Here is a 24,520-nt window from a genome sequence, read left to right on the forward strand (position 1 = left end):
GCTGCATCGGCGGCGCGGGGCACCAGGCGCGCTTTGCGCCCTCCCCGCCACCACTCCCCGCAAGGCGCAACGATAGCGCCCACAGCAACGCCCGGGCCCGGGCCATTCGCATAGTCATCAAAGAGGAAAGTCAGGCAAGTGTTGCGCGCCGGCATTGCACCTGGCGCTGTAGCGTTCGGCGTGGCGACTGCCCGGCGCATTCAACGCCGGACAGTCGACAACCTGGTCGGCAGATGCCGCACCGTCATTCAGTGATCTTCTCGAAGTTGTTGTAGAACAACTCGCTGTCACGCCCGTCGGTCATGGTCTGCAGCGAATAGCCGCGGTTCAGGCGTGCGCCGCCGTCACGGGTCAGTGGCGCCCATACGACGTTGGCCCGACGCATCGTCGAGGTGCTCATCAATTCGTCGAAGGGGACGGAAATATAGATACCCTTGTCGAAGCTGCCTTCGCCATATTCTTCCTTCGAGGCGGTGGTCAGCGTCACCCAGCCACCAAACTTCACGCCGTTCTTGAACTGGCGCGAGATGTCGACGGTGGTGCCCCAGTCCCGCGCCAGGTAACGCCCCACACTGACGGCGGCCAGGGTGTCATAGGGCAGCTCGGTATAGCTGGTGACATGGCCGGTGATGGTCTGGTAATCCCGCAGGCCGAAGCCCTGGTTGAAATCACGCTGGCGCACGAAGTTCAGGTCTGCGCCCACTGACCAGTGCTTGCCCGCCGGCCGGAACAACACCTCGCCTCCCACCCCGGCGTACATGGACTCCAGGTAGCCGCCGTAGACCATGCCATACAGGTCGCGGTCCAGGCGCTGCGCATGGTTGACCTGGAAGTTCGGCATCGTCACATCGGACGTGGTCATGTATTGGCGCAGGTCGGTGCGTACTCGCGGCAACCCGCTGGGTGCGTCGTAGGTGAACTTGTCGTAGTTGTTCAGCAGGTTGGCGCTGAGCAAGCCGCTCCACCAGGTATTGCGGGTAAAACGGTACTCCGCGTCGGCGTCGGCAGTGAACTGATAAAGCAAGCCGTCGGGGCCACCGATGTTCTGCTTGTAACCCAGGCCGAGGCCATAGTTGAACGGCTCGGATTGTCTGCTGTAGAGCGTGGTTTCCCGATGGGCAACCGCCGGGTTGACCTCGGTATTACGGTGCAGGTCCGTCAACGGTTGCTGGTTGTTCACCACGGCGCGGAAGGTGGCACGGGGCACGCTGGTTTCTTCGATGGGCATGTCATAGCGCTTGTTCACCAGGGTGAACCAGTCGATATCCTGATTGGCGCTGTTGTCGAGAATCCGGCTGGCGCGTCCCACGGCCTTGGCTGAATAGAAGTAGCGTTGCTGCTCGCCATACACCATCAATTCCGAGCCGCGCCGGGCAATGCGCTCCACCTTGTAGCCGGCATTCTGCTGCAGCCTGTCGGCGACGTTGGCCCAGTTGACCTGGTCGGCCGGGGTGGTGGGCATGCGCGTCGGCAACGGTTCGGCGGGCGGGTCATAGGTCTTGACCGGTGCCTTGCGGCTGACAAAGTTGGTGTGCAGGGTGATGCCGAACATCGCGGTATTCCCGCGTTCCCAGGCCGCACTCAGGTCGACGCTGTCAGCCAGCTTATAGACCACGCCAATGTTTACCGGCGAGTCCTGCTTGATCGGGTTGTCCAACGGCTCGTGCTTGTAGTCATTGCCCTCGTATTCGAGTTTCAGGCTCAGGGGTTCCCAGGGCGTTTGATAGGCGATCCCGCCGAACAACGAAGGGCGGCCCCTGAAATAGGCGTTGGAGTTCACGTCCCCTGCCCTGGCGACGACCGCAGTGCTCTTGGGCCGGTCGTTGAACTTGCTGCCGAACACCGACAGCGGGTTGCCGAAGTCGCCTCGGTTTCCCAGGTAGCCCCAGGCGATGCCTAGGCTGAAATCCAGGTTGCCGTGGCGCTTGTTGGCGACAAAGTATTCGCTGGAAAACAGCCCGGTACCGCCGATGTCCCGGGCACCGAAAGCCACCTGCGGTGCCCACCGGCTTTCCTCCCAGAGCCGCGCCTTGAAGTCGATGGCCTTGTCCTTGAAGCTCTGGCTTCCGCTCAACGCCTCGGCGCCGTACCTGCGGTTGCTGATGGCGGTATAACGAAACGAACCCTCCAGCCAATCAAACGGTTGCAGGGAAAAACTGTAGCGCGAGTAGGGATCGGTGCGGTTGGCGTTGGCGCTCAACTCTCCCGCCGGGGCCATGCGTGCGGTGGGGGTCTGTAGCAGGCCCACGCCGCCGAAATCATTTTGGGTGTAACGGGGGTCACCGTGAGCCAACCCGCAAGGCAACAGCAGTACAGCCGCAAAACGTAAATTCAAGGGTTCACCTCAGCCAACGGTTGAGTGGCGAAAAACTCGGCCAGTTGTTGGTTGAGATCAGGGGTCGGCGTCTCAAGGTCGTCGCTGCGGATCGGCACCAGGATCCTGCTGCCGGGGGCCGCCACCACGCCGTCCTCGCGATTCCACGCCGCCACGCCCACGCGCCGTACCTGGCCGTCGGGCTGGATCAGCCACAGGTCATCGCGCGCGGCGTCATCGAGGACCGTGCAGTCGCCAACATAATCCCGCACCTCGCGCATGGCCCGGTACGGCACATCACAGGACTGCGCGACCGCCCCGAGCACCTGCACGGTGGACGGCCTCACGGGGTAGACCAGCCGGTCCCCGTCATCCAGCAATGCGTTGCGCGCGAACCCCGTCTCCACGGCGATCGGGTCCAGCACTTGCACCTGGCGGCCGGTGACCGGCAACTGTTCGACCTGTCGATACAGACGCGCACTCAAGTCCGCCCGGGAGCCACGGTCATCCAGCAAGGCCCCTCGTTGCAGCAGTTTTAGATCGAACAAAACCCCTGCCTTCAAGCGTTCCTGCGTGCTCACCAACGACTGGTGCAGCCACGCGGCGCCCAACCAGTAGCTTTCTGCATTGGGTTGGGCCACACGAATAACGTCCAGCAAACGCGCACCCGGCTTGACCTCGAAGGCGCCAGGGCTGCGCACATCGCCACTGACTGTAACGGCCGCCTGGCCAGTGCCAGGGCCGATCAGCAACAGGCCCAGCCATAAAAGCTTCGAACACTTCATCGGGCTGCCTCCCGGTCGGGACGCAATTGCACGATTTTCAGGGCCAACCGGGGCGTCAAATGCTGCTCGCTGCGCCAGATGAAACCATCCTGCGAGTCGACCCAATAATGGTTGGTGGCGCGGAAATTCAAGGTGGGAACGTCCACCTGCTCGTCGATGCGCAGCAAGGCGTAATCCTTGTCCAGAATGCGGAGGGTCTCGATACCGTGGCTGCTGAAACGGCTGTTGACCGCGATACCGATTCGGTTGCCGTCGTAGAGGTCGATCCAGCGTGTGCCGGTGTAGCCGTCGGGCAGATGCTGGAGGCCGCGCTTGAACGGCGATTCGCCACTGAAACGCGTGCCATCCAGGGAAACACCCAGCCCGACAGTGCGTACCACCAGGCCGTCACGCATCATCACCACTTGCTTGCCGGAAGCGACCCAGAACTGCAGGTCGCCCCGGCGCCGGGCCATGGCCATCACGCCCTCGCTGACGGCGGTGGTCACCAGGATCTGCGGGTATGGCACCGCGTCGACCTGGGCGCGGGTCACGTTGATCGGGGCCGGGCCCGTCACAGAAGTTTCGAGGGTGTACCACGACGCCCTCATCAACGGGTTACACCCGCACAACAAGAGCGCCATCGACAGGCAGGCGCTGGTAGGCAACATTTTCACCACGGGATAACGCCTTATCTGCTGTTGACTTCGCTGAGGTCATTGGCCGATCGGGCACCAATTCCAATGGCACTGGCGGTCGGCAGCAACTGGCTGATCAGGCGGTTCCAGCGCGTCACGCCGGCCGGCCCGACGTACACGATGTCCTGGGGTTGCAAGTCGAACCGGGTGGCCAGCACCAGCGCGGAAGGTGACTGGGCATCGAGCTGGAACACCTTGGCCGGTTCGGCTTCCAGGTTGTCCACGCCGCGAATCACATAGACCGCATTGCCATTGGAAGTGGTCTGGTTCAAGCCGCCTACGGTACCCAGGGCATCGGTCAGGTTGATCGACTTGCCCTTGAAGCTCAGGGCCCGGGGCTGATTGACTTCGCCCATCAGGTAGACACGTTTCTGGTCGTTATAGGGCAGGTACAACCGGTCGCCGCCCTTGAGGTAGATGCCCTGCAGTTGCGAGCCCTGGCGATTGAGGCTGTCCAGGTCAAGCGTGTACTCACGGCCGTCGCGCGTCAGGGTCAGGCCCGAGAGGTCGGCATTCGTGGGGTCGACACCGGCGGCCCCAATGGCCTCGACGGCGCTCAATGGCGTGGTGGTGATCGGCTGTTGCCCGGCCTTGATCACCGCCCCGGTCACCACCACTGTCTGGCTGGCAAACCGCAGGACGCTGACGTCGACCTGTGGGCTTTCAATAAATTGCGACAAGCGCCCGGCGATAAAGGCCCGCAGCTCTTCGATGGTCTTGCCGGCCACCGGGACGTTGCCGATATACGGATAAAACAACGTGCCATCGGGGCGAACCAGGCGCCCGTTGGCGTCGATCTGCTGTTGCGGCCCGGACGGTGCCGTCAACTCGGGATGATCCCAAACCGTGATAAACAACAGGTCATTGGCACCGACGCGATAGCCACCGGGCACATAAGACAACAGTTCTGCCGGCACCGATTCACGAACATGCGTGGCGGCATCCATGGCAATCAATTTGGGGGTGATGGGAATCAACTCTACCCGAGTACTTTCGGAAGAACCCTCACTGGACATTTGACTGGTGTCCATATGTTGACCAGGCGAAAACATGCAGCCGTGCAAGCTGAAACTTGCCAGCAAAAGAACAGGTAACCTACGAATCATAATGGCACTACGCTAGTCGAGGGCGAGTCTAAAAAAGATCACCCAGAAGTTCCGGGTGATCTTGAACAACACACATTGCGGGTTATTAGTTGGTACCGGTGGTACCGCCTGTACCGGTGGTGCCGCCGGTGCCGGAAGTACCGCCATTGGAACTGCCGCCCGAGTTGGAAGCCGCCGCCGCAGCGCCGACTACCGCGGTACCGACCCCGACGGTTTCACCGAGCGTCACGCCGCCCACGAGCGGGGTGCTCAACGACAGGGGCTCGCTCGCGCCGGCCGCATCGCTCAAGGCCTCGCTCGCGACTTCACCTGCCGCCAATGCCGCAGTACTGCTAAAGGCCAGCACGCCGGCCAACAGTATTTTCCTCATATCAGACTCCTTCTCGATATTTACCCCTTATCAAATAATGCAATAAGGGCGTAGTGATGGAACGGAGATAAACAGGCTATGCAAACTGCGCAAAGATCCTGTTGGATCACGCACTTAACCTCCTCGAAATCATCTCACTTGTGGATAGCTCAAACCACCAATGTTAATAATCGTCAGGATTAAACAACGGGGCGTACCGATAACCCGCGACCAATACCGTAATACTCGAAACCATTGGCTTTCATACGCTGCGGATCAAATATATTGCGGCCGTCAAAGATCACCGGCGTGCTCAGTTTTTCTTTTATCAAGTCCAGGTCCGGGGCCTTGAACTCCCGCCATTCGGTCACGATCACCAGCGCATCGGCACCTTGCAACGCCGCTTCCTTGGTGCCCATCAGCAACAGGTCTTCGTTCATCCCGTAAATGCGCTGGGTCTCGGCCATCGCTTCGGGGTCGAATGCCTGGACCCGGGCACCCACGCTGCGCAGTTGTTCGATCAACACGCGGCTCGAGGCTTCGCGCATGTCATCCGTATTGGGCTTGAAGGCCAGGCCCCAGATGGCGAAGGTCTTGCCCTCCAGCTGGCCGCCGAAGTGGTGGTGAATGTGCCCGAACAGGTGCTGCTTCTGGCGCTTGTTGACTTCCTCGACGGCAGACAACAGCGTTGCCTGATAGCCGATCGACGACGCGGTGCGCTCCAGCGCCTGCACATCTTTCGGGAAGCACGAGCCGCCATAACCGCAGCCTGGGTAGATAAAGTCGTAGCCGATCCGTGGATCGGAGCCAATGCCTTTACGAACCGCCTCAATGTCGGCGCCCAAGCGTTCGGCGAAATTGGCCATTTCATTCATGAAGGAAATCTTGGTGGCCAGCAGGCAGTTGGCCGCGTACTTGGTCAGCTCGGCACTCCTGATGTCCATCGTGATGATCTTTTCGTGGTTGCGGTTGAAGGGTTCATACAGCTCCCGCATGCGGTCCACGGCGTAACTGCTGTCGCTGCCGATGATGATCCGGTCGGGCCGGGTGCAGTCGGCGACCGCCGAACCTTCCTTGAGGAACTCGGGGTTCGAGATCACGTGGAACTCCACCTCGAGCCCCCGCGACGTCAACACCTCGGACACCTTCGCCCGGACCTTGTCCGCCGTCCCCACCGGCACCGTGGACTTGTTAACGATAATCTTCGGCTCGGTCATGTTGAGCGCAATGGTCGCGGCAACGGAGAGCACGTACTTGATGTCGGCGCTGCCATCGTCATCAGGCGGGGTGCCCACGGCGATGAACTGCACCTCTCCATGCCGCACGCCTTGCGCGGCGTCGGTGGTGAAGTGCAAGCGTCCGGCATCATGGTTCTTCTGGACGAGCGCACTCAGCCCGGGCTCAAAGATCGGAATAATGCCGGCCTTGAGGTTCTCGACTTTAGTCGCGTCCACGTCGACACAACACACCTCATGCCCCGCGTCGGCCAGCACCGCTGCCTGCACCAGACCCACATAGCCGATTCCAAATACAGTTACATTCATTTCAATCTTCCTTTAAACAAGCTCGAGGCGGCCATAGCGGTCTTCAAAGCGGATGATGTCGTCCTCGCCCAGGTACGAGCCCGATTGGACTTCAATCAGCTCCAGCGGGATTCGCCCCGGGTTTTCGAGGGAGTGCACAACGCCAATGGGGATGTAGGTGGACTGGTTCTCGGTCAGCAGCACTTGCTTGTCGGCGATTTGCACATTCGCGGTGCCGGACACCACGATCCAGTGCTCGGCCCGGTGGTGGTGCAGTTGCACCGACAGCTTGTGCCCCGGCTTCACCGTGATCCGCTTCACCTGGTACCGATAGCCCTGGTCCACCGAGTCATATTTGCCCCACGGCCGATAGACTTCGCGGTGGCTGGTGCTCTCGATCCGGTGCTTTTCAGTCAGCTGCGCGACTATTTTCTTGACGTCTTGCGCGTGATCCTTGGTGGTCACCAGGATCGCGTCGGCAGTCTCGACGACCACCACATCATTGATCCCTGCAACCGTGACCAGGCGGTGGCTGGCATGCACATAGCTGTTGGTGACGTCCTGCAGCAGCACGTCGCCCTGGGTGCAGTTCTGGTTCTGATCCTTGAGGCCCGCTTCCCACACTGAGTCCCAGGCACCCAGGTCGCTCCACGGCGAATCGAGGATGACCACCGACGCGATGTGGGTCTTTTCCATCACCGCGTAATCGATCGACACGTTGGGCGCGTTCACAAAATCCACCTGGCTGAGCCGGGTGAAATCCTGGTCATGGGCCGCGTTGGAGAGGGACAGTTCCGCGGCCACCATGATCTCCGGGCTCAGGCGCTCCAGCTCGGCCTTCATCACCGAGGCGCGGAACATGAACATGCCGCTGTTCCAGAAGTAGTTGCCTTGTTCCAGGTAGCCTTGCGCGGTCGCCAGGTCGGGCTTTTCCACGAAGGCATCGACATGCGCGGCGCCGTCCACCGCAGCCTCTTGAGTACGGATATAGCCGTAGCCGGTCTCCGGTTTGGTGGGCACAACCCCGAAGGTGACGATCTTGCCTTTGTTGACTTCCACCTTGGCCAGCGTCAAGGCCGCATTAAAGGCTTGGGTATCGCCGATCACATGGTCCGCCGCCAGCACCAGCAGGATCGGATCGTCCCCATCCGCCAGCGCCGACAGGGTTGCCGCCGCAATCGCCGGGGCGGTGTTGCGGGCGGTCGGCTCAAGGAGGATTTTCTGCGGGATCACGTCCAGTGATCGACTTTGCTCGGCCACGATGAAACGGTGTTCTTCGTTGCACACAATGATCGGCGGGCTGACGGTCTCGCCCTCTATCGACAGGTTCTTGATGCGATCCAAGGTGGCTTGAAACAAACTCAAGTCACCGTGCAGCGCAATAAACTGCTTTGGTTTAAGCGCTCTTGAAAGCGGCCACAGGCGCGTGCCTGAACCGCCAGACAATATAACTGGGATCATAACGATTACTCGATGATTAAAGGCAATAAGAGCGGATTGACAAACAGCCGAAACTTAAGAAGTGAATGACTTCACATAACTGATCAAGCGGTCCCTTTCGGTAAAGTCCAGTGAACTTTCGGCACTGCTGTAGTTAAGCGCCGAATCAATCGCCGAAAAGAACGCATCTTTATCATGGGCGATAAACACAGAGGGAAGGTCTGAAAAGTTTTCGGCGGTGTCGTACTGGTGATTATTGATGTGTTCACCGCGCCGACTGTCGCGCGGGACAATAACAATCGGTTTGCCCAGTTCAAGGGAGCGAATGATATTGCCCATGCCCGCATGGGAAACAATCACCTTTGACGCATTGAAGTTTTTGGAAAACAGCGGCTCGGCGATGGTCTTGTAAGCCGTAATGCGCCCCAGGTCATTTTCGTTATTGCCCACCTGGGCAACAATCGGGACCTGCGGGTTTGCATGACTCCACTCATGCAAGTAGCCGAGCATTCTTTCAAAGGGTGCTTGAGTGCCAACGCTGCAAAATATCATTTATACAATCCTCCCTTTATATTGGGCGCGGCTGTTTTGCGACAGCGTGGGCCACTGGGTCAGCAACTCATCGACAAAATACACAGCGATCCTGCCGGACAACGAGAGCTTCTTGGGATTGGCAATGCTGTCGATCCACAGGGTCTTTTTGCCCATCAGTTTTCCCGCGACCAGCCCCAGCAACCCCGGTGCCGCCCCGGTGGAGATCACGTACCTGGCCTTGCTGCGGTAAACGATCGCAAAGATCTGGCAAAAGCCCTTGATGATCTTCAACGGTTCACTGCGATTAAAGTCCGGGACTTGCGCGAAGGCATGGGTTGGATACTGCGAGCCAATGCTGATATCCACGGTGGCGATGGTAACTTTTTGACCGTCGAAGGCAGGCAGCAACTTGCTCATTTGTACCCAGTGCCCACCTCCAGAACAAATCAATAAAACATCACTTGATTGACTCATGACGGTTCCCTTCCTGTCAGGTGTAATAGACATCATTAAATAGTGGCGGCAGTTCTTAACAGTTGGGCCTGGCCTTTCCAGCTGGTTATTCGCTTGGCTTTGAGCAAGGCCGATTTCTCTTTATAGGTTTCTTGATTGGCGATGAGCTGCGCGACGCCGGCCTTGATGGACAGCGGGTCCAGGGTGTCGACAAACACCGCCGCCTCGGAAAACAACGAGCGCAGTACCGTGGTATTCGAAAGCGCCATCGGCCTGCCGGCGCTGACCGCTTCGTTGGCCACGCTCAGTTGGACGTTGTCGCGGGTGGTCAGGCCGAGCACCACATTCGCGTGGCACAGCAGCTGTTCAAAGGTCGCCTTGCTGAGGAAGCCGGTCAGCTTGATGTTCTCGGGGAGTGACGCCACGAGCTCCTCGGAGAGCTTGCCCTGATGCTTGCCGGTGATCAGGAAGTCGACACCGGGCATTTCCCGGGCGGCGTTGATCACGATCTCGATCGGTTCATCGATATCAAACGAGCACGGAAACAGTACATAGGGTGTCTCGCGCTCACTGGCGGGCGCCGCGTGAAAGTCACACGGCAAGTCTTCCAGGATAAAGATATTGGTGTCCTTGACGCCCAGGCCGGCCAACTCTTCTTTGACTTTAAAATTATGAACGACGACGGCATCGATTCTATTCAACAGCGCTACCGTGCCCGGAAAGCCTATCCATTGTTTGCGCAACAGGCTGTTGTGGGCATCGGCGATAATCTTCAGCCGCCGGTTGAATATAAACTTGTAGGCCAGTGCTATATGCAATACCGGGCTCGGCGGCAACTGCACCCACAGCACGTCAGGCGAACCGGCCAACAGGGTCTTCAGGGTTTTAAACGACTTGATCAAGTAATCCAGCGGCCGCGCGGATTTCTTCTTGAACTGGTTGGGCAGATGCAGAATGTCATACGCCCAGTATTGCTTCATGGTATCGGCGCGTCGTTGATAGCCAATCCATGCAATCATTAATGATTTCACGTCAGAGTCCTGCATAAATAAAGGTGGGGCCAGTGAGATTGCTTACACTGCAAACCAGATCGGAAAGTCGGCGTTGTATCGAATGGTGTTGTTTCTGAAGCGGATATGTTTGGCCGGGTTGCCACCCACGATCGAATACGCTGCAACGTTGCGCGTGACCACACTGCCCGGATAAACAACCGCGCCTGTTCCGATGGTGACGCCTGGCATCACCATCACATTGGGAAAGATCCAGGCATTGTCTTCAATCAACACCGGCTTCCCCACCAGGCAACTCATGGGGTCATCAATATCGTGGCCCAGCGTATAAATCCGGGTGTTATGGGAAATATTGACGTTGTCGCCGATGCGGATGCCCGCCCGGTTATCCAGGTAGCAGTCGTAATTGACCGTGCAGTTTTTCCCGACCGAGAAGTTGCCGAAGGAGAAAAACACCACGTTGCGGTGGATCGTGGTCCGGGCGCCCACCCGGCATCCGGTTGCCCGGAGCAACGCGCGTCGCAGATTGAAAAACAACGCCAGGCTGAGCAGCGTATTGAACAGCGCAACAGCGGCCTTCTTGATGTTCAGCTTCAGGTTCTTCATCTACTCGCCCTGCCCTGCAGTATCCGTTACGCGCTGTGAACTCATCACAAAATTCCTGAAGCGGATATTGGTACTCACCGGCGTGGCGAAAGACGGGTTATTGCCACCGAAGAACGTCGAAAACAGCAAGCCGTCGATGGTGATCTCCGGCGTGTCTCTAAACGTCAGCCCGGTTTCCGAGTGCACCAGCTGGTTGTCGTACCAAATGGAAATCACACCGTCGGCCTGCCCCGGCGTATTCAACTTCACCAGTTGCTCCAACCTGTGCCATTGCCCCACCGTAAAGATCCAGGAACCCAACCCGACTGCCGTGCCCCAGGTTTTACTGGTGGGCAAATACGCGTAAATGGCGCCGGCGCCCTTTTCTTTCCAGATGTAGCGCGTGGAAAAGCCGTCATGGCCGTTCGGTATCTTGCCGCCCGTATTGCCGGTGCCACCGTAGAGGCCCGGGAGCTTGCCGCCTTTTACAAAGTCGAAATTCCTGTCGAACTTCAACTCATAGGTCAGTACCAGGCATTCCCTGCCCGGTTGCGGCAGTGGGGATTTGAATTCAATGCCGCCGTAGGGCAACCCAAGGCGCACCATCGAACCCGGGTCATAGGAGCCGGCCGGAAAATGCACGGCAATGTCCTTGATCTTTTGGCTGTAGGCCTTGTTCGTCAGGTTGGCCCTGCCCTTTATGCTGCTTTGCGCCTGGGGCCCGTCGGCCATCTGCGAAATGTCCGGCAGTGACGGGTAGATGTTCTTGATGCCTGGCTCGCAACGGTCGTTCAACTCAGATGCGCCGCTGGCAGCCACCTGCAGGGCGCACGCCACAATAAGTAGCGTCGAGGCTGTCTTTTTCACGTCGGTTGCCCCTCCACTTTATTTTTCATCGACCCATTTCAAAAAGTCGTCGACCGCTTTTTGCGCAAGGGAAGAACGCTGGGCGATCTCCTGCTTGAGGTGCTCGGCCATTTTCGCCTTGGATTGCCGGAATTCGCTGATGGTGGCCTTGATCACCTCAGGGTCTGGGGTGCTGACCAGCCGGGTGCCCTGCGGCAGCATTTCATGGACTTTTTTCAGCTTGTTTTCGATTTCAACCGCGATGGTGGGAAAGCCCAGGGAAGCCGGCAGCAGTACACCGTGTGCACGGGCGCTGATGATCACGTCGGACTCGACGATCAGTTTCGCCATGAAGGTTTCGGGCGTATCGCCCGCCGCGTCCCAGCACAACCATTCGAACGTGTGGTACTTGTCGATCAGGTGCTGGTCACGTTCCTTGTACAGCGAGACCAGGCGTACCTGCTCGCCACGCTTGGCGAGCTCATCCGCGGCCTGGACCATCGCCTTGATGAACTGTTGCCCGTTCGCGTCATGGGGCCAGTCGCGCAGGATGAAGGACAGGTACTTGCCCTTCTTGAGGCTGCCGACCTCCAGGTCTTTGCTGGAGATCCACAGGTCGGAAAGCAGGCTGGGGTCGGTGTACACCTCGACGTCGGACTTTCCGAAGGCTTTGCAATGCTGCTGGCTGGTACCGTCCCGCACGGAAATGTAGTCACAGCGATTGATCACGCTGACGGCGCGGGTCAGCAGCTTGCCGCCGCCATCGAAGGGGCCCAGGCCAATGCAGAACGCTGCCAGGCGCCGGTGGAAATAGATCCTGTCGACACCACCGCGCATCCCAACATACAAACGCAGAAGCGTGGACTTCAGGTCGGTCTGCGCCTTGATGCTCTTGCACAGCTTCGCCACGATGCCTTTGTTGGCAGCCGCCTCTTTGGCCGGTGGGATGAACGAGAAGAACTGGCCCCCACCGCCCAACACCACCAGGTCAGCCTTGACCGGCTCCTTGATGTGCAGCCACTTGATACGCGGGTTGAAGTTCCTGGCGATCTGCGGATGATCGACACCCACCGCTATATCCGATTCCTTAAAGCGTTTTTTCAGAATATTGATCACGCATAGCATTAATACGTCATCACCCAAATTACCAGGACCGTATGCCCCCCGGATATATACTTTGCTGACATTCATGCTGGGCTTCCATTTTCCACGGGGTCATTAAACACGGCATTCAAGGCAAACGTTGTTGCGAGAATGTAGATAAATATCAGCGCCATGATCATCAATCGATACAGCACACTTTCGACGTAGGCGCTTGATATGAAACTGATGAAAGGCAATGTCCACAAGATCAGGATCCTGGGAGATACGAGCAACTCCAGAGGTAATATCTTCTTGTAGACGAAATACGGCAGTCCCAGCAGGAAGTGAATAAACTGCGAACCGATAAATGCCTTGGCAATCCCGATTGCACCTTCTTCCCGAAGCCACAGTGCTCCGGCAATGAATAACACTCCCCATAGAATGTTACTCATCACACTGAACCAGGCCAGGTTCATCACGATCATTTTTCTTGAAATACCGGACTTGAATGCACTGAGCAGCGAACCCAGGATTACCAGAACCAACGTCACTTCAAAATCCCGCCCCAGGAAACTGCTGCCATACAGTTTGGCCAGCAACTCGGGGAACATGATCACCGGCTGTATGATCACCAACACCACCAGCCAGCCCGACAGAAAGTTCAAGGCGTCCAACTTGCGGCTTTTACCGCCCAGCGCGGCGGCCAGCATCGGCACCAGCACAGAGCCCAACACCACGGAAACATGGGAAAATATCGCGTTCCATTGCATCGCGGCGGCGTACATGCCCAATGCGGCAAGGCCGTTAGTTGTTTCCGCCAGCAACTTGTTGGCGAACCAGTTCATCGGGGCGACCATCAACCCCGTCAGCAATACCGGCAGGCCAACCGACAGCACTGCGTGCTTTTCAGTCATTGCACCTTTGAAACTCAGCGTGGTATTTCGGGCCTTCAATGTCTTCCAGCAGGCCAGTGCGCTGAAGAACACGATCAGCAATTGAGAACCGGCCAAGCCCAGCAGCGCACCGTTGAGTCGGAACTGCAGGGTCAGGAAGTACGTCGCCGGGATCGCGACAATCGCAATGATTCCGTTGATGGTCGCGATTGTCCGGTATTGGCCCCAACCGGTCAGGCAGCCCTGGGTCCATCCCGACAGGATAATCAACGGGATGGTGCTCAATACGATCAGCGATGCAGCGCTGAGGCTGTCTGCCCCCAGGATAACGCTGGAGAAAAAGTGCGGGAAAAACAGCGCTGTCCCGATGATCATCCCGCTGAACACAACCGAGAACAGCAGCGTCAGCGCGATGCCCCTGCCGGTCTTCTCGGGACAGGTCTCCTTGAACTGCCCGATATGCTTGGCCGTCGCCGTGGTGGTGGCTTGGGCGGCGACGTTGGCAAGCATCACAATCGCGCTCTGGATCAAACCATACTCGCCAAACGATTGCGCACCCAATACCCGGGCAACCAGGATGCCGGTGATGACCACCGACACTTTGGTGGCCACGGCAGAAACGAAACTCCATGCCGTACTGGACACGAACTTTTTCAACAGTGTGCTGTTCATCCGGCATTCACCTGCAAGGGTGTGGTTATCAGCGGCTGGTCAGGCTTGAGGATCTTTTTGCGTTGCCTGGCGGTGTGTTCGGAACAGACCCGCAGCACAATCGCGCCATACGCGATACCGATGGCGTACGGCTGATAAGGCGTGGCCGAGACAACGAACATCACCCCCAGAAAGATGGCGATCGAAACCGCCACCCGGCTGTTCATGTGCTGGGTAATCGAGGTAATGAACACGTACAGCAAGTACACGCCGATCAGCCCGTACTTAACGAAGTAGGTTAGGTAGGCACTGTCGATATTCGAGTTCTTGTCATCGAGGCCACGGTACTCGAACCAGGGAATCTCGAACGGCGTGCCCGCGCCCAGTCCCACAAAGTAATGCAGCGGGTTCATGCCGCGGATCAACTCCAGCGCCGGGCTGAAGCGCGTGGCCAATTGGGCGGCCATGCCTTCGGACGACAAACCATCATTGATTCGATCAGCCCCGATCATATTGCTGATGCCAATGAACGCCATCAGCACCACCGCCCCGGCCAGGGCAACGCCTATCATGCGGGCCGGCCGGGTGTATTGGTGGATGATGATCGCCGCAAACACCGAGACAAAGATGAAGCGAGAGTTGGCAATGAACAAACAGATGAATGAAGTGGCCAGGCAAATGCTTGCGAGCTTTTTCCTGTGTTCGAACAGCCGTGGGTCTATGAAGTAATAAATCAGATAGGCCACGGCGGCGTACGTACCGCCGTCCAGGTAGCGGTAGGCGTTTTCTTCATAGTAGACGTCTTGAAACTTGTACAAGCCCAAGCGTAACCAGGCAATGTCCAGCACATTGAAGGCGGTCATCGCGATCAATAGCAGGAGCACTGCCTGCAACTTCAGCGTTTTTGCGGCAAGGGTCGCGATGTTCGAGAGCACGATAAATGACAGGATCATTATAAACGGCCGAACATCCTTCAACAGGTACTTGTTCGAGGACTCCAGCAGGCCGCAGGCGAGTAACACCACATACAGCCCGCACCCAAAAAGCAGGCCGCCTGGCACCGTCAATTGTTTCTTCTGTGTAGCCACCTGCCGGATCAGCAGTGCGCCCAGCCCGCCGACGATATAAAAGTCAAAGAAGTAGATACCCTTGAGCGAGATTATTTCGCTGTAGGAGTTACCCGTGGGAATAACAGCCAGCATTATCCCGAACACTACGATTGAGTATTTTGGATTTTTCGCCGCGAGCAAACCCGCTGACAGCGCGATAAGGGATAACAGGTAAAACATGGCTGGGTATTCTTTATGCTGATTTGAATTTGGCACGCTACCGCCCCAGGATTTTTCGTTCATTTCCTGAAAACGTGACCTCTATCCTGCAATTACAGTGGTGAATCAGCTCCGATCAGCCTGGTATTCGTACTGGTAATACCCGTAGTTGCCGTAGCCATATTTGGCCGACGCTTTCTTTTCAACGCCGTTGAAGATCGCGCCCCTGAGCACGATGCCGTTCTGGGCAAATCGGCGCATGGTGTGCTCGATCTCTTTTGCCGGGTTCAAGCCATAGCGGGTGACGATCAGGTTGGTCCCCGATTGCCGTCCCACGATGGCTGCGTCGGTCACGGCCAAGAGCGGTGGCGTATCCAGAATCACCAGGTCATACCGTTCGCTGACCTGCGCCAACAGCTCGGTCAGGTTGCGGTGCATCAGCAGCTCGGAAGGATTCGGCGGTATTTGCCCGCGGCTGATGATGTCGAGGTTTTCAATGGCGGTTTTGTGGATGGCGGATTCAAGGGTGCATTGATTGGAGAGGATGTCGGAAAGCCCATCCTTGGCCGGCACACCCAGCACTTTGTGCAGGTAGCCCCGTCGCATATCCACGTCAATCAACAACACGCGCTGCCCGGTTTGCGCGATGACCGCCGCCAGGTTCACCGAGACAAAGGTTTTACCCACCTCGGGGCTGGGGCCGGAAATCATGATCCGGTTATTCGGCGCCTCGAGCATCGCGAAGTGCAAACTGGTGCGCAAACTGCGCAAGGCCTCCACTGCCAGGTCCGTGGGGTGACTGATGGCCAGCAATGAAGAACCGGCATCGGCACGCCCACGCCCGCGGGTGATTTTGTCTTCTTCGACCTTTTGCAGCGTGCTGTACGGAATCGACGCGTACACCGGCAAGCCCAGTTGCTCGATGGCCTCGGGGCTTTCCAGGCCACGGTTCAGCGCCTTGCGCAGCAGCACCAGGGTCACCGCCAGGAAGCCGCCCAGCAGCGTCGCGATCAGCACGATGAGGATCTTTTTCGGCTTGATCGGCTTGAAGAAATTGACGTCTGCGGTGTCGATCAGGCGCACGTTGCCCACGGTGCCCGCGCGCATCACATCGAGTTCCTGGGACTTGTTGAGCAACTGGGTGTAAATGGCCGTGCCGACCTCGACATCCCGGGTGAGGCTCAGCAGCTCCTGCTGGGTGGAAGGCAGGCTCTCGACCCGGCTCGCCAGGCTCTGCTGCTTGCTGGTCAGCTCGCCGATCTGGGTCAGCAATGCGCGATACGCGGGATGCTGGCGGGTGAACTTGCGGTCCATCTCGGCCTGTTGCAGCTTCAGCTCGGAGATGCTGGTATCGAGGCCCACGATCTGGTCGAGAATCGCCTTGGTTTCCAGGGTGATGTCCACCGACTTGCTGCGGGTCTGGTATTCATTCAAGGCCTTCCCGGCTTTTTCCAGGTCCTTCTTGACCTCCGGCAGTTGCTCCTTGAGAAACGCCAGGCTTTGCGCCGCCTCAGCCGAGGTGCGCTCCACGTTCTGCCGCACGTAGATCGCCGCGATCTGATTGAGGATTTTGATCGCTTGGTCCGGCTCGGTGCTTTCCAGCGCCAGGCCGATCATGCCCGACTCCTTCCCTCGCTCGACCACATCCAGGTTCTCCTGATAGTCGAGGATGCTGGTCAGTCGCGCATTGCGGATCACCCGGAAACGCGTGCCGGGCTTGGCGCGCAGTTCTTCAATCTGGAATGCCACGCCATTTTGCTCGAACGGCTGCCCGGCCTCGCCGGCCGCCAGCACCTGGTCATCTTCATCCACCAGGGTGTAGTGCGCGTTTTCACCCACGGTCAGGGTCAGCTTCTTGCCCAATTGCCCGTCGGGCAGGTCCAGCTTGAAGATCTTCAGCGACTCGCCGCCCCAGGCGAAGCTGTCCAGGCCCAGCAGCGGCTCGGCGATTGCACCGGGGTTGGCCTTCTGGAAGCGGCGCGCCAGGAACTCACCCACTACCGGGAAGTACATCGGCTGTACGACGATATCGAGTTTCAGGTTGTCGACGGTTTTGCCAATCACGTAGCGGGACTGGATCAGCTCGATCTCGGTGGCCGACGGCGACTCCTTGCCCAGCATCCCGCCGATGTCCGAGAAGCCCAGCAAGTCGTTCTTTTTCGCTTCGACCTGCAGCAGGGCATTCGCCTGGTAGACCGGGGTTGCCAGCACCGCATAGGCGGCGCCAGTGACCATAAAGGCACCGGTCACCGCAGCGATCAGCCATTTATGGTCGATCAGTGTTCCAAACAGACCGAGGAGATCAATCTCCCCGTTATCGTCTTCCTGTACGGTGACTGCTGGCGTTTGCTGCATAAGTCGGATTCTTAGCCTTTATTTCGATTCAAAAAGTAGTGGCGATCAGCGTGCAAGACGCTGCGCCCATGCGTTTACAGCTTCTTCGATCAACGCATAAGCGTGCACAAACGCGGCCTTGCCTTGACGGTACGGGTCGCTGATCTCTCGCTCGTTTTGCCATTTGCCCAGCAGCAAGACCTTGCCTCGTGCCTCGGGCGCCATGCTGAGTACGGCATTGATGTGCTGTCGTTCCATGACCAGGATCAGGTCGGCTTCACTGATCGCCTGTGGCGCCAACTGGGTGGCCTGGTGCTTGTCGGCCGGATGACCGTGGGCTTCGAGTACCGCACGGGCGGTGGTTTCAATCGGCTTGCCGACCAACGCGGCAATACCTGCAGAACTGATCTTGATATCGGAGCACGGGAGTGCGCCACGCAAAAGACTTTCCGCGGTGGGACTACGGCAAATATTGCCAATACAGACAATCAACACTCTTTTAAACAAGGCACTATCCCCGGGCCATCCATTACCCCATGAAGCAACCTCTTCAACTTCATTACTTCACGGCAGTATTTATTAACACGTAACCCTTACTTCCCCCAAAATTATCTCCGGACGAAAAATAACAACCACCGCCTTCAACACGACAATTTATAACATTCATTACTTCGTCACCCCCATCGGCTTTAAATTACAGCCTTGTCACGTATCGCCTTATATAGGAAGAGGAACTCCCATGAGCGCAAATGCCAACAAAGCCTGGTACCTGGTCCAGTGCAAATCCCGGCAGGACGAGCGCGCCGAGGAGCACCTCCAGCGCCAGGGCTATACCTGCTTCCGGTCTACCTATAAACGCGAACGGCTGTTGAAGGGCCAGCGCAGGACCACCCGTGAATCGTTGTTTCCCGGTTATCTGTTTATTCAAATGAGCCAGCAGGACAGCTGGAGCTCACTGCGCTCGACCCGCGGTGTGTCGCGGGTGGTGGCATTCGGCGCGCACCCGTTGCCCATCAGCGACACGCTGGTGGACGAACTCCAGGAGCGCGACCACCAGGCCGTGGTGAGCGCCCTGTTGCAGCCCGGCGAAAGCGTGCGCATCAATGAAGGGCCGTTTGCCGAACTTGAAGCGGTCTTCCTGGCCATGGACGGTGAGGAACGGGTGGTGTTGCTGATGAACTTCCTGCAACGGGAACAACGCATCAACTTGCTATTGGCAGAAATCAGCCGAGTGCAAAGATGTGACTGATAGCGGCGCTGAACAGACAAGAAATAACATTCAATTTAATAACAGACTAAAAATAACATCCGCTTACTTTTTCACCTCTTGAGAATAAAGTAATACGTGAATTAACAGCGAGGGACGGCCATGAAAAGTTCAAAGCTATTGGTAGAGCGTATCGGCCTGTTTCCTTCTTCGGGAAACATTCACGTCAAGGTTAATAGTTCAACCACCGTTGTAGAACGCATGCAGGTGTTATACGCCGGCCATTCCCTGGACAGTGACGAATCCTGTACCGGGCTTTCAATGGTGTTTGCCGACTGGCGCTTCAAGTTGCAGGTGAGCAATCCCCTGTCCATCTGCCTGTGCGTGGAGAGCCGCGGCGACAGCCACCTGATGCAAATGAAGACGGCCGAACTATTGGCGAATATTTCCTGCACCGAGGAGCGGCCATGAGCATTTATGAGGATCTGAAACGGGCCTACGCCTTGAAAAGGCTGACGAACACGTTTGAAGGTTTCGAGGGCCTGGCACCGCACGAACAACTGCCGGCGGAGCAATATGCGTGCAACACCCGGATCATGTCCCACTGGCTGGATCAGCTGCGCGGCAACTCACCGCAGGATATAACCGACACGCTGTTCAAGCAGATGAAGCGTTCGCAGCGCCGTGGCGATGCCCGGCGCTTCAATTGCCAGACGGTGCTGCTGGAGCTGCTGGTGGAAAGTAACCTGGCCCTGGACCTGGCCACTTACTCGGCGTTCAACTGCATGGAAGAGGCCCGCCAGGAAGGCTCCTGATGGGCCTGGTCGGCACCTGATACGGCCACTGCCACATGGTTGAGCAGCTTCTCGGCGTTGTACTTGGGTGCCATCGCACTTAACAACAGGATCACCATTCCCCCACCGATCAACGATGGGGAAACCCGCACTTCAACCACCTCAAGGCGCCACAGAAACGCCAGTGCCGCCATGCCGCCCAAAAAGCCACCGGCCAGTGCTTCGTTGAGTGGGTGAATATAGGGTGCCACGCAATAGGCACTGAACCAGCCGGCGATCAACATCCCGGCGATAGCTGCGGGCCAGCGCCACTCGGGGTTGACCCGGCGCGCCACCAGGCTCATCGCCACGGGCACCATCAACGACGTATTCATGGCGTGACCGCTGAGCACCGCAATATCCAGCTGCTGGAGCGCCACGCCCCAGCCCTTGAACAGCAACTTGCTGAACGCCACGATGGAATAGGTGCAGGCGATGGTCATCAGCCACCACTTGACCGCCTGGGGCCGGGAATACCAGAGCCAGACGGCGATCACCACTGCGGCCGGAATCATGACGGTGATACCGCCATATTGCGCCAGTTCTTCCCGTATCAAGTGCTGTTCCCTACCCGCAAGTTTTTCCCGGACCCATGAGACCTCAGGTCCGGGCAAAACACAACGACTTCAGGGCGCGCCAGCCAGCGATTGCGGCGAAAACACCTCGGTATCCGTCAGTTTCCGTACCTCTACCCGGTGCGGGAAAATCTTCTTTTCCACAAACAAATCATCCACCTGCTGCAACGCCTGCACATCCCGCTCCTCTACCGGCAGCAGCGACTCATCACCCCATGTGCGCAGCAACTGTGAAACCTTGAGCGGGATATCGTTGACCGTGGCAAACACCCGTGCGTATTCCTCGGGGTTCTGCTGCGCCCATTCAAAAGCCTTGGCGAACCGCTGCAAAACGTCACGCAACGCCTGGCGCTTGAGCGGGTCGGTGAGCACTTCATCGGACGCGGTAATAAACGTCAGGCCGGTATTGATGCCCTCCCCGCTGATCAGCACCCGCGCGCCCTGCTGTTCGGCGAACGCCTGGTACACCCCGAAGGTCGCCCAGGCTTCGATCTTGCCGGCGTTGAACGCAGGTAATGCATCGGTGGGCAGCACGAAGCCGACGTTGACGTCCTTTTCATCCACGCCGGCATTCGCCAGGGCGCGGATCAGCAGGTACTGGGAAATGCTCCCACGGGCCGACGACACCACCACATTGCGTCCTTTCAGATCGGCCACGCTGTGGATCGGTGAATCGGGCGGCACCAGGATCGCAATGCTGCGCGCCTGACTGCGGCGCACCGCAACGATACGCAGCGGCGTGCCTCCGGTGGCAGCCGCCAGCACCGGCGTATCCCCGGCCGGGCCGAGGTCCACGGCGCCGGCGCGCAAGGCCTCGAACAGCGGCGCGGCGCCCTGGAAGTTGGCCCACTGGACCTTGTAGTCGATGCCATCCAGGGCGTGGGCGGCCTCCACCACCGTACGCAAGCCCTTGGCCTGGTCACCGAGGATCAGGGTCACACCCGACAGATCCGATGCTGACTTCGGCGCTTCAGCGGCTTTGTCACAGCCGCCCATCAGCAGTGCAGCCGCCAACAGGCAAAGGGTTCTGAATTCAACCATGGGCAAACCGCCTGACGCTGGCGTTCGCAGGCTGGGCGGCCGGGGCGTCCACTTCAACCCCCAACAGGCTCAGCAAGCGGGCGCGAATCGCCTGGAAACCGTCCTGGCCGGTATCCCGTGCACGGGGCAGGTCGATGCGCAGTTGCTCGGCAATCTTGCCCTCCGCCAGCACGATCACGCGGTCGGCCAGCAGGATCGCTTCGTCGACGTCGTGGGTCACCAGCAACACGGCCGGCGTGTGTTTGCGCCAGAGTTCGGTGATCAGGCGATGCATCTTGATGCGGGTCAGCGCATCCAGCGCGGCGAAGGGTTCGTCGAGCAACAGCAGCTTGGGCTCGCGCACCAGGCCGCGGGCCAATGCCACGCGCTGGGCCTCGCCGCCGGAGAGGGTCGCCGGGTACGCCTCCAGCCGATGGGCCAGCCCGACTTCCGTCAACGCCTGCACCGCACGGGCCTTGGCGTCGGGAACCCGCAGGCCGAGAATCACGTTTTTCCAGGCGCGCTTCCACGGCATCAGGCGCGGCTCCTGGAACACCGCCGCCCGGGCCTTGGGCACGCGCAACTGGCCGCTGTCGATGCTGTCCAGGCCCGCGAGGCTGCGCAGCAAAGTGGTCTTGCCGGAACCGCTGGCGCCCAGCAACGCAACGAACTCCCCCGGGGCGATATCCAGGTCCAGGCCGTCGATGACCCGCTGCTGGCCGAACTGGCGCACCACATTGCGCAACTGCACCGGTGCTGTTGAAGCTTCGAGAATCGACATGTCAGTTCCTCACAAACGATGGGCGCCAGGCCAGGGCAAAACGTTCCAGGGTGCGGATCAAGCCGTCGATCAGCAGGCCCAGCACGCTATAGATCAACAGGCAGATCACGATCACGTCGGTGCGCATGAAGTCCCGCGCATCACTGGCCAGGTAGCCGATACCGGCGGTGGTGTTGATTTGCTCGACAAACACCAGGGCCAGCCAGGAGATGCCCAGGGAATAGCGCAGGCCGACAAAAAACGAAGGCAACGAGCCCGGCAGGATCACGTGCCAGATCAGCTCGCGACGGTTGAGGCCGAGGGTGTTGGCGGCCTCGATCAGTTTGGGGTCGATGTTGCGGATGCCGGCGAACAGGTTGAGGTACACCGGAAAGGTGGTGCCGGTAACGATAAGTGCGATCTTGGTGAACTCGCCGATGCCAAACCAGAGGATGAACAACGGCACCAGTGCCAGGGAAGGAATGGTGCGCAGCATCTGCATCGGTGAGTCGAGGATTACCTCGCCGCGCTTCGACAGGCCGGTGATCAACGCGGCCACCACCCCGATACTCACGCCGATGCTCAAGCCCAGCAGCGCCCGTTGCAGGGACACCAGCAGGTGCTTGCCCAGCTCTGCGGAGACGATCATTGCCCACAGGGTGCCGCCAATCTGAGACGGCGCGGCGATGATCCGTGCCGGGATCAAGCCCAGCTCGGAGGCCAGTTCCCACAGCAACAGCAACACAATCGGGCTGACCAGCCGCAGCAACACATCGGGGGTGCGCCAGTTGCGCAGCCAGCGCGGAATCAAGCGGGATGCAACGCCGGCTTGACCCTCGGCCTTGTCGACGGAAAACGAACTGGCGTTAAGGGACTTTTCAGTCATCGGGCTTCCTTCCTCATCAAGAACACGGCCAGGAGCGCCGCTGCGGTTTCATGCTATTCGCATAAAAAACCTCAGTGAAATTCTATTTGGGAATAACCTAATACGATTAAAATGCGCATTACTGATAACGATCTAAAACTATGATTCTGTATTTTTATAATTAGGATAGAACCAATCGGCATTTTACAGGCCCGGGTGCGGCCCCTATTTTCGATAGCAGCTTTATTCCTGCCCTCAACAAGGACTGACCATGAGCATCGAATTTATCGGCTATATCGGCGGCCACCACGCCTCCGAGATCCACCCTCGCAGCGGCCCGACCTTGCAGCCCGACTACGTGGAGACCGTGGCCCGCGCCCACGAAGAGGCCGGCTTCGACCGCGCGCTGGTGGCCTTCCATTCCAACAGCCCGGACAGTACGTTGATCGCTGCCCATGCGGCCAGCGTGACGAAAAAGCTGCAGTTCCTGATTGCCCACCGGCCCGGCTTCGTCCAACCCACCCTCGCTGCGCGGCAGTTCGCCACGCTGGATGTGTTCAACGGCGGGCGCACCGCGGTGCACATCATCACCGGCGGCGACGACCGTGAACTGCGGGCCGATGGCAGTCATATCGACAAGGATGAGCGTTATGCGCGCACCGACGAGTACTTGAGCGTGGTGCGGCAGGAATGGACCAGTGAAAAGCCCTTCGACCATCACGGCACTTACTACCGGTACGAGGGTGCGTTTTCGACGGTGAAGTCGCCGCAGCAGCCGCATATACCGTTGTATTTTGGCGGGTCTTCAGCGGCGGCCATTGCGGTGGCGGGCAAGCATGCGGATGTGTATGCGCTGTGGGGTGAGACCTACGAGCAGGTGAAGGAAGTGGTCACCCAGGTGCGGGCTGAGGCGGCCAGGCATGGGCGTACGGTTCGCTTCAGTTTGTCGTTGCGGCCGATTCTGGCAGAGACTGAAGCGCTGGCTTGGGAGCGTGCGGACAGCATCCTGGAGCAGGCGACGGCGTTGGCTGAGAAGAATGGGTTTGTGAGGCGTGAACCGCCGAATGAGGGGTCGCGGCGGCTGTTGGCGGCGGCGGCCCAGGGGTCGCGGTTGGATAAGCGGTTGTGGACCGGGATTGCGGGGTTGCTGGGGGCCCAGGGTAACTCTACATCGCTGGTGGGTACGGCCGATCAAGTGGCCGAGGCGTTGCTGGATTATTACGACCTGGGTATCACGACGTTTTTGATTCGTGGGTTTGATCCGCTGAATGATGCTATTGATTACGGGAAGAGGCTGATTCCGCTGACTCGGCAGTTGGTGGCTGAGCGGGAGCGCCAGGCGGCTGGAAAAGTGGCCTGAGGGAGGGGGACCGAGTACATATCCGTTTCTTCGGTAACGGCGGCTTATG

At 58.7% G+C, this 24,520-nt stretch carries 25 protein-coding genes; 4 read left to right on the forward strand and 21 right to left on the reverse strand.

All coding sequences use genetic code 11. The features are described from left to right. Positions 1-244 precede the first annotated feature (244 nt). The 17 genes from HX786_RS26650 to HX786_RS26730 all read right to left on the reverse strand — a co-directional run bounded on the left by HX786_RS26650 (position 245) and on the right by HX786_RS26730 (position 18,358). Positions 245-2,335, reverse strand: a complete 2,091-nt coding sequence (locus HX786_RS26650; RefSeq protein ID WP_178912826.1) for a YjbH domain-containing protein — start codon at positions 2,333-2,335, stop codon at positions 245-247. After that, a complete protein-coding gene (locus HX786_RS26655) occupies positions 2,332-3,099 on the reverse strand; it encodes a capsule biosynthesis GfcC family protein (RefSeq protein WP_178912827.1) in 768 nt (255 codons plus the stop codon). Before HX786_RS26655 ends, HX786_RS26650 begins: the two co-directional genes overlap by 4 nt. After that, positions 3,096-3,755: a YjbF family lipoprotein gene (locus HX786_RS26660; RefSeq protein ID WP_372847442.1), complete on the reverse strand. Its 660-nt coding sequence runs from the start codon at positions 3,753-3,755 to the stop codon at positions 3,096-3,098. The genes HX786_RS26655 and HX786_RS26660 overlap by 4 nt, the downstream gene beginning before the upstream one ends. 14 nt (positions 3,756-3,769) lie before the next feature. Beyond that, entirely contained in the window at positions 3,770-4,882 is a 1,113-nt protein-coding gene (locus HX786_RS26665; protein ID WP_157222842.1) for a polysaccharide export protein, read from the reverse strand. 85 nt (positions 4,883-4,967) lie between these two features. Next, positions 4,968-5,252 carry a hypothetical protein gene (locus HX786_RS26670; protein WP_003211359.1) on the reverse strand — a complete coding sequence of 95 codons (285 nt, stop codon included), beginning with the start codon at positions 5,250-5,252 and terminating at the stop codon, positions 4,968-4,970. Positions 5,253-5,431: 179 nt separating this feature from the next. Continuing rightward, entirely contained in the window at positions 5,432-6,775 is a 1,344-nt protein-coding gene (locus tag HX786_RS26675) for a UDP-glucose/GDP-mannose dehydrogenase family protein (RefSeq protein WP_003211357.1), read from the reverse strand. 12 nt (positions 6,776-6,787) lie between these two features. Then, positions 6,788-8,215 carry a mannose-1-phosphate guanylyltransferase/mannose-6-phosphate isomerase gene (locus HX786_RS26680; protein ID WP_178912829.1) on the reverse strand — a complete coding sequence of 476 codons (1,428 nt, stop codon included), beginning with the start codon at positions 8,213-8,215 and terminating at the stop codon, positions 6,788-6,790. A 54-nt stretch (positions 8,216-8,269) separates the two neighbouring features. Beyond that, positions 8,270-8,746 carry a glycosyltransferase gene (locus HX786_RS26685; RefSeq protein WP_003211352.1) on the reverse strand — a complete coding sequence of 159 codons (477 nt, stop codon included), beginning with the start codon at positions 8,744-8,746 and terminating at the stop codon, positions 8,270-8,272. Next, a complete protein-coding gene (locus tag HX786_RS26690; RefSeq protein ID WP_003211350.1) occupies positions 8,747-9,145 on the reverse strand; it encodes a polysaccharide biosynthesis protein in 399 nt (132 codons plus the stop codon). Positions 9,146-9,237: 92 nt separating this feature from the next. Beyond that, on the reverse strand, positions 9,238-10,200 hold the full coding sequence (locus tag HX786_RS26695) for a glycosyltransferase family 1 protein (protein WP_178912830.1): 963 nt from the start codon (positions 10,198-10,200) through the stop codon (positions 9,238-9,240). A gap of 54 nt (positions 10,201-10,254) precedes the next feature. Continuing rightward, positions 10,255-10,797, reverse strand: coding sequence for a DapH/DapD/GlmU-related protein (locus HX786_RS26700; RefSeq protein WP_102368815.1), 543 nt, complete (start codon positions 10,795-10,797; stop codon positions 10,255-10,257). Next, on the reverse strand, positions 10,798-11,643 hold the full coding sequence (locus HX786_RS26705; protein WP_371321555.1) for a polysaccharide lyase: 846 nt from the start codon (positions 11,641-11,643) through the stop codon (positions 10,798-10,800). Positions 11,644-11,661: 18 nt separating this feature from the next. Further along, positions 11,662-12,813: a polysaccharide pyruvyl transferase family protein gene (locus tag HX786_RS26710; protein ID WP_178912831.1), complete on the reverse strand. Its 1,152-nt coding sequence runs from the start codon at positions 12,811-12,813 to the stop codon at positions 11,662-11,664. Beyond that, positions 12,810-14,270 carry an oligosaccharide flippase family protein gene (locus HX786_RS26715; protein ID WP_178912832.1) on the reverse strand — a complete coding sequence of 487 codons (1,461 nt, stop codon included), beginning with the start codon at positions 14,268-14,270 and terminating at the stop codon, positions 12,810-12,812. The genes HX786_RS26710 and HX786_RS26715 overlap by 4 nt, the downstream gene beginning before the upstream one ends. Beyond that, positions 14,267-15,538: a DUF6369 family protein gene (locus HX786_RS26720; protein ID WP_177022034.1), complete on the reverse strand. Its 1,272-nt coding sequence runs from the start codon at positions 15,536-15,538 to the stop codon at positions 14,267-14,269. Before HX786_RS26720 ends, HX786_RS26715 begins: the two co-directional genes overlap by 4 nt. 105 nt (positions 15,539-15,643) lie before the next feature. Beyond that, positions 15,644-17,872 (reverse strand): polysaccharide biosynthesis tyrosine autokinase, encoded by a 2,229-nt coding sequence (locus HX786_RS26725; RefSeq protein ID WP_177022022.1) that lies wholly within the window; start codon positions 17,870-17,872, stop codon positions 15,644-15,646. Positions 17,873-17,917: 45 nt separating this feature from the next. Continuing rightward, a complete protein-coding gene (locus HX786_RS26730) occupies positions 17,918-18,358 on the reverse strand; it encodes a low molecular weight protein-tyrosine-phosphatase (RefSeq protein WP_032899408.1) in 441 nt (146 codons plus the stop codon). 232 nt (positions 18,359-18,590) lie between these two features. Here HX786_RS26730 and rfaH point away from each other — a divergent pair, with 232 nt between their 5' ends. From rfaH to HX786_RS26745, 3 genes are all read left to right on the forward strand, one after another. After that, positions 18,591-19,100 (forward strand): transcription/translation regulatory transformer protein RfaH, encoded by a 510-nt coding sequence (gene rfaH / locus HX786_RS26735; RefSeq protein ID WP_177022024.1) that lies wholly within the window; start codon positions 18,591-18,593, stop codon positions 19,098-19,100. A 120-nt stretch (positions 19,101-19,220) separates the two neighbouring features. Continuing rightward, entirely contained in the window at positions 19,221-19,529 is a 309-nt protein-coding gene (locus HX786_RS26740) for a hypothetical protein (protein ID WP_023658750.1), read from the forward strand. Then, the gene (locus tag HX786_RS26745) at positions 19,526-19,873 is read left to right on the forward strand and encodes a hypothetical protein (protein ID WP_177022025.1); all 348 of its coding nucleotides are present in this window, start codon (positions 19,526-19,528) and stop codon (positions 19,871-19,873) included. Before HX786_RS26740 ends, HX786_RS26745 begins: the two co-directional genes overlap by 4 nt. Here the strand turns inward: HX786_RS26745 and HX786_RS26750 are convergent. The 4 genes from HX786_RS26750 to HX786_RS26765 form a co-directional block, all read right to left on the reverse strand. Then, complete coding sequence (locus HX786_RS26750) at positions 19,825-20,448, reverse strand: hypothetical protein (protein ID WP_087694216.1); 624 nt, start codon at positions 20,446-20,448, stop codon at positions 19,825-19,827. The genes HX786_RS26745 and HX786_RS26750 overlap by 49 nt on opposite strands. Before the next feature lie 69 nt (positions 20,449-20,517). After that, complete coding sequence (locus HX786_RS26755; RefSeq protein WP_102368809.1) at positions 20,518-21,507, reverse strand: ABC transporter substrate-binding protein; 990 nt, start codon at positions 21,505-21,507, stop codon at positions 20,518-20,520. Then, positions 21,500-22,267 carry an ABC transporter ATP-binding protein gene (locus HX786_RS26760; protein WP_177022026.1) on the reverse strand — a complete coding sequence of 256 codons (768 nt, stop codon included), beginning with the start codon at positions 22,265-22,267 and terminating at the stop codon, positions 21,500-21,502. Before HX786_RS26760 ends, HX786_RS26755 begins: the two co-directional genes overlap by 8 nt. A gap of 1 nt (position 22,268) precedes the next feature. After that, complete coding sequence (locus HX786_RS26765; RefSeq protein WP_178912833.1) at positions 22,269-23,132, reverse strand: ABC transporter permease; 864 nt, start codon at positions 23,130-23,132, stop codon at positions 22,269-22,271. Positions 23,133-23,382: 250 nt separating this feature from the next. Here HX786_RS26765 and HX786_RS26770 point away from each other — a divergent pair, with 250 nt between their 5' ends. Next, positions 23,383-24,471: an LLM class flavin-dependent oxidoreductase gene (locus HX786_RS26770; protein ID WP_003211314.1), complete on the forward strand. Its 1,089-nt coding sequence runs from the start codon at positions 23,383-23,385 to the stop codon at positions 24,469-24,471. Positions 24,472-24,520 lie beyond the last annotated feature (49 nt).

The sequence above is a fragment of the Pseudomonas sp. 21615526 genome, assembly GCF_013386245.1.
In the GTDB taxonomy this organism is placed as follows: Bacteria; Pseudomonadota; Gammaproteobacteria; order Pseudomonadales; family Pseudomonadaceae; genus Aquipseudomonas.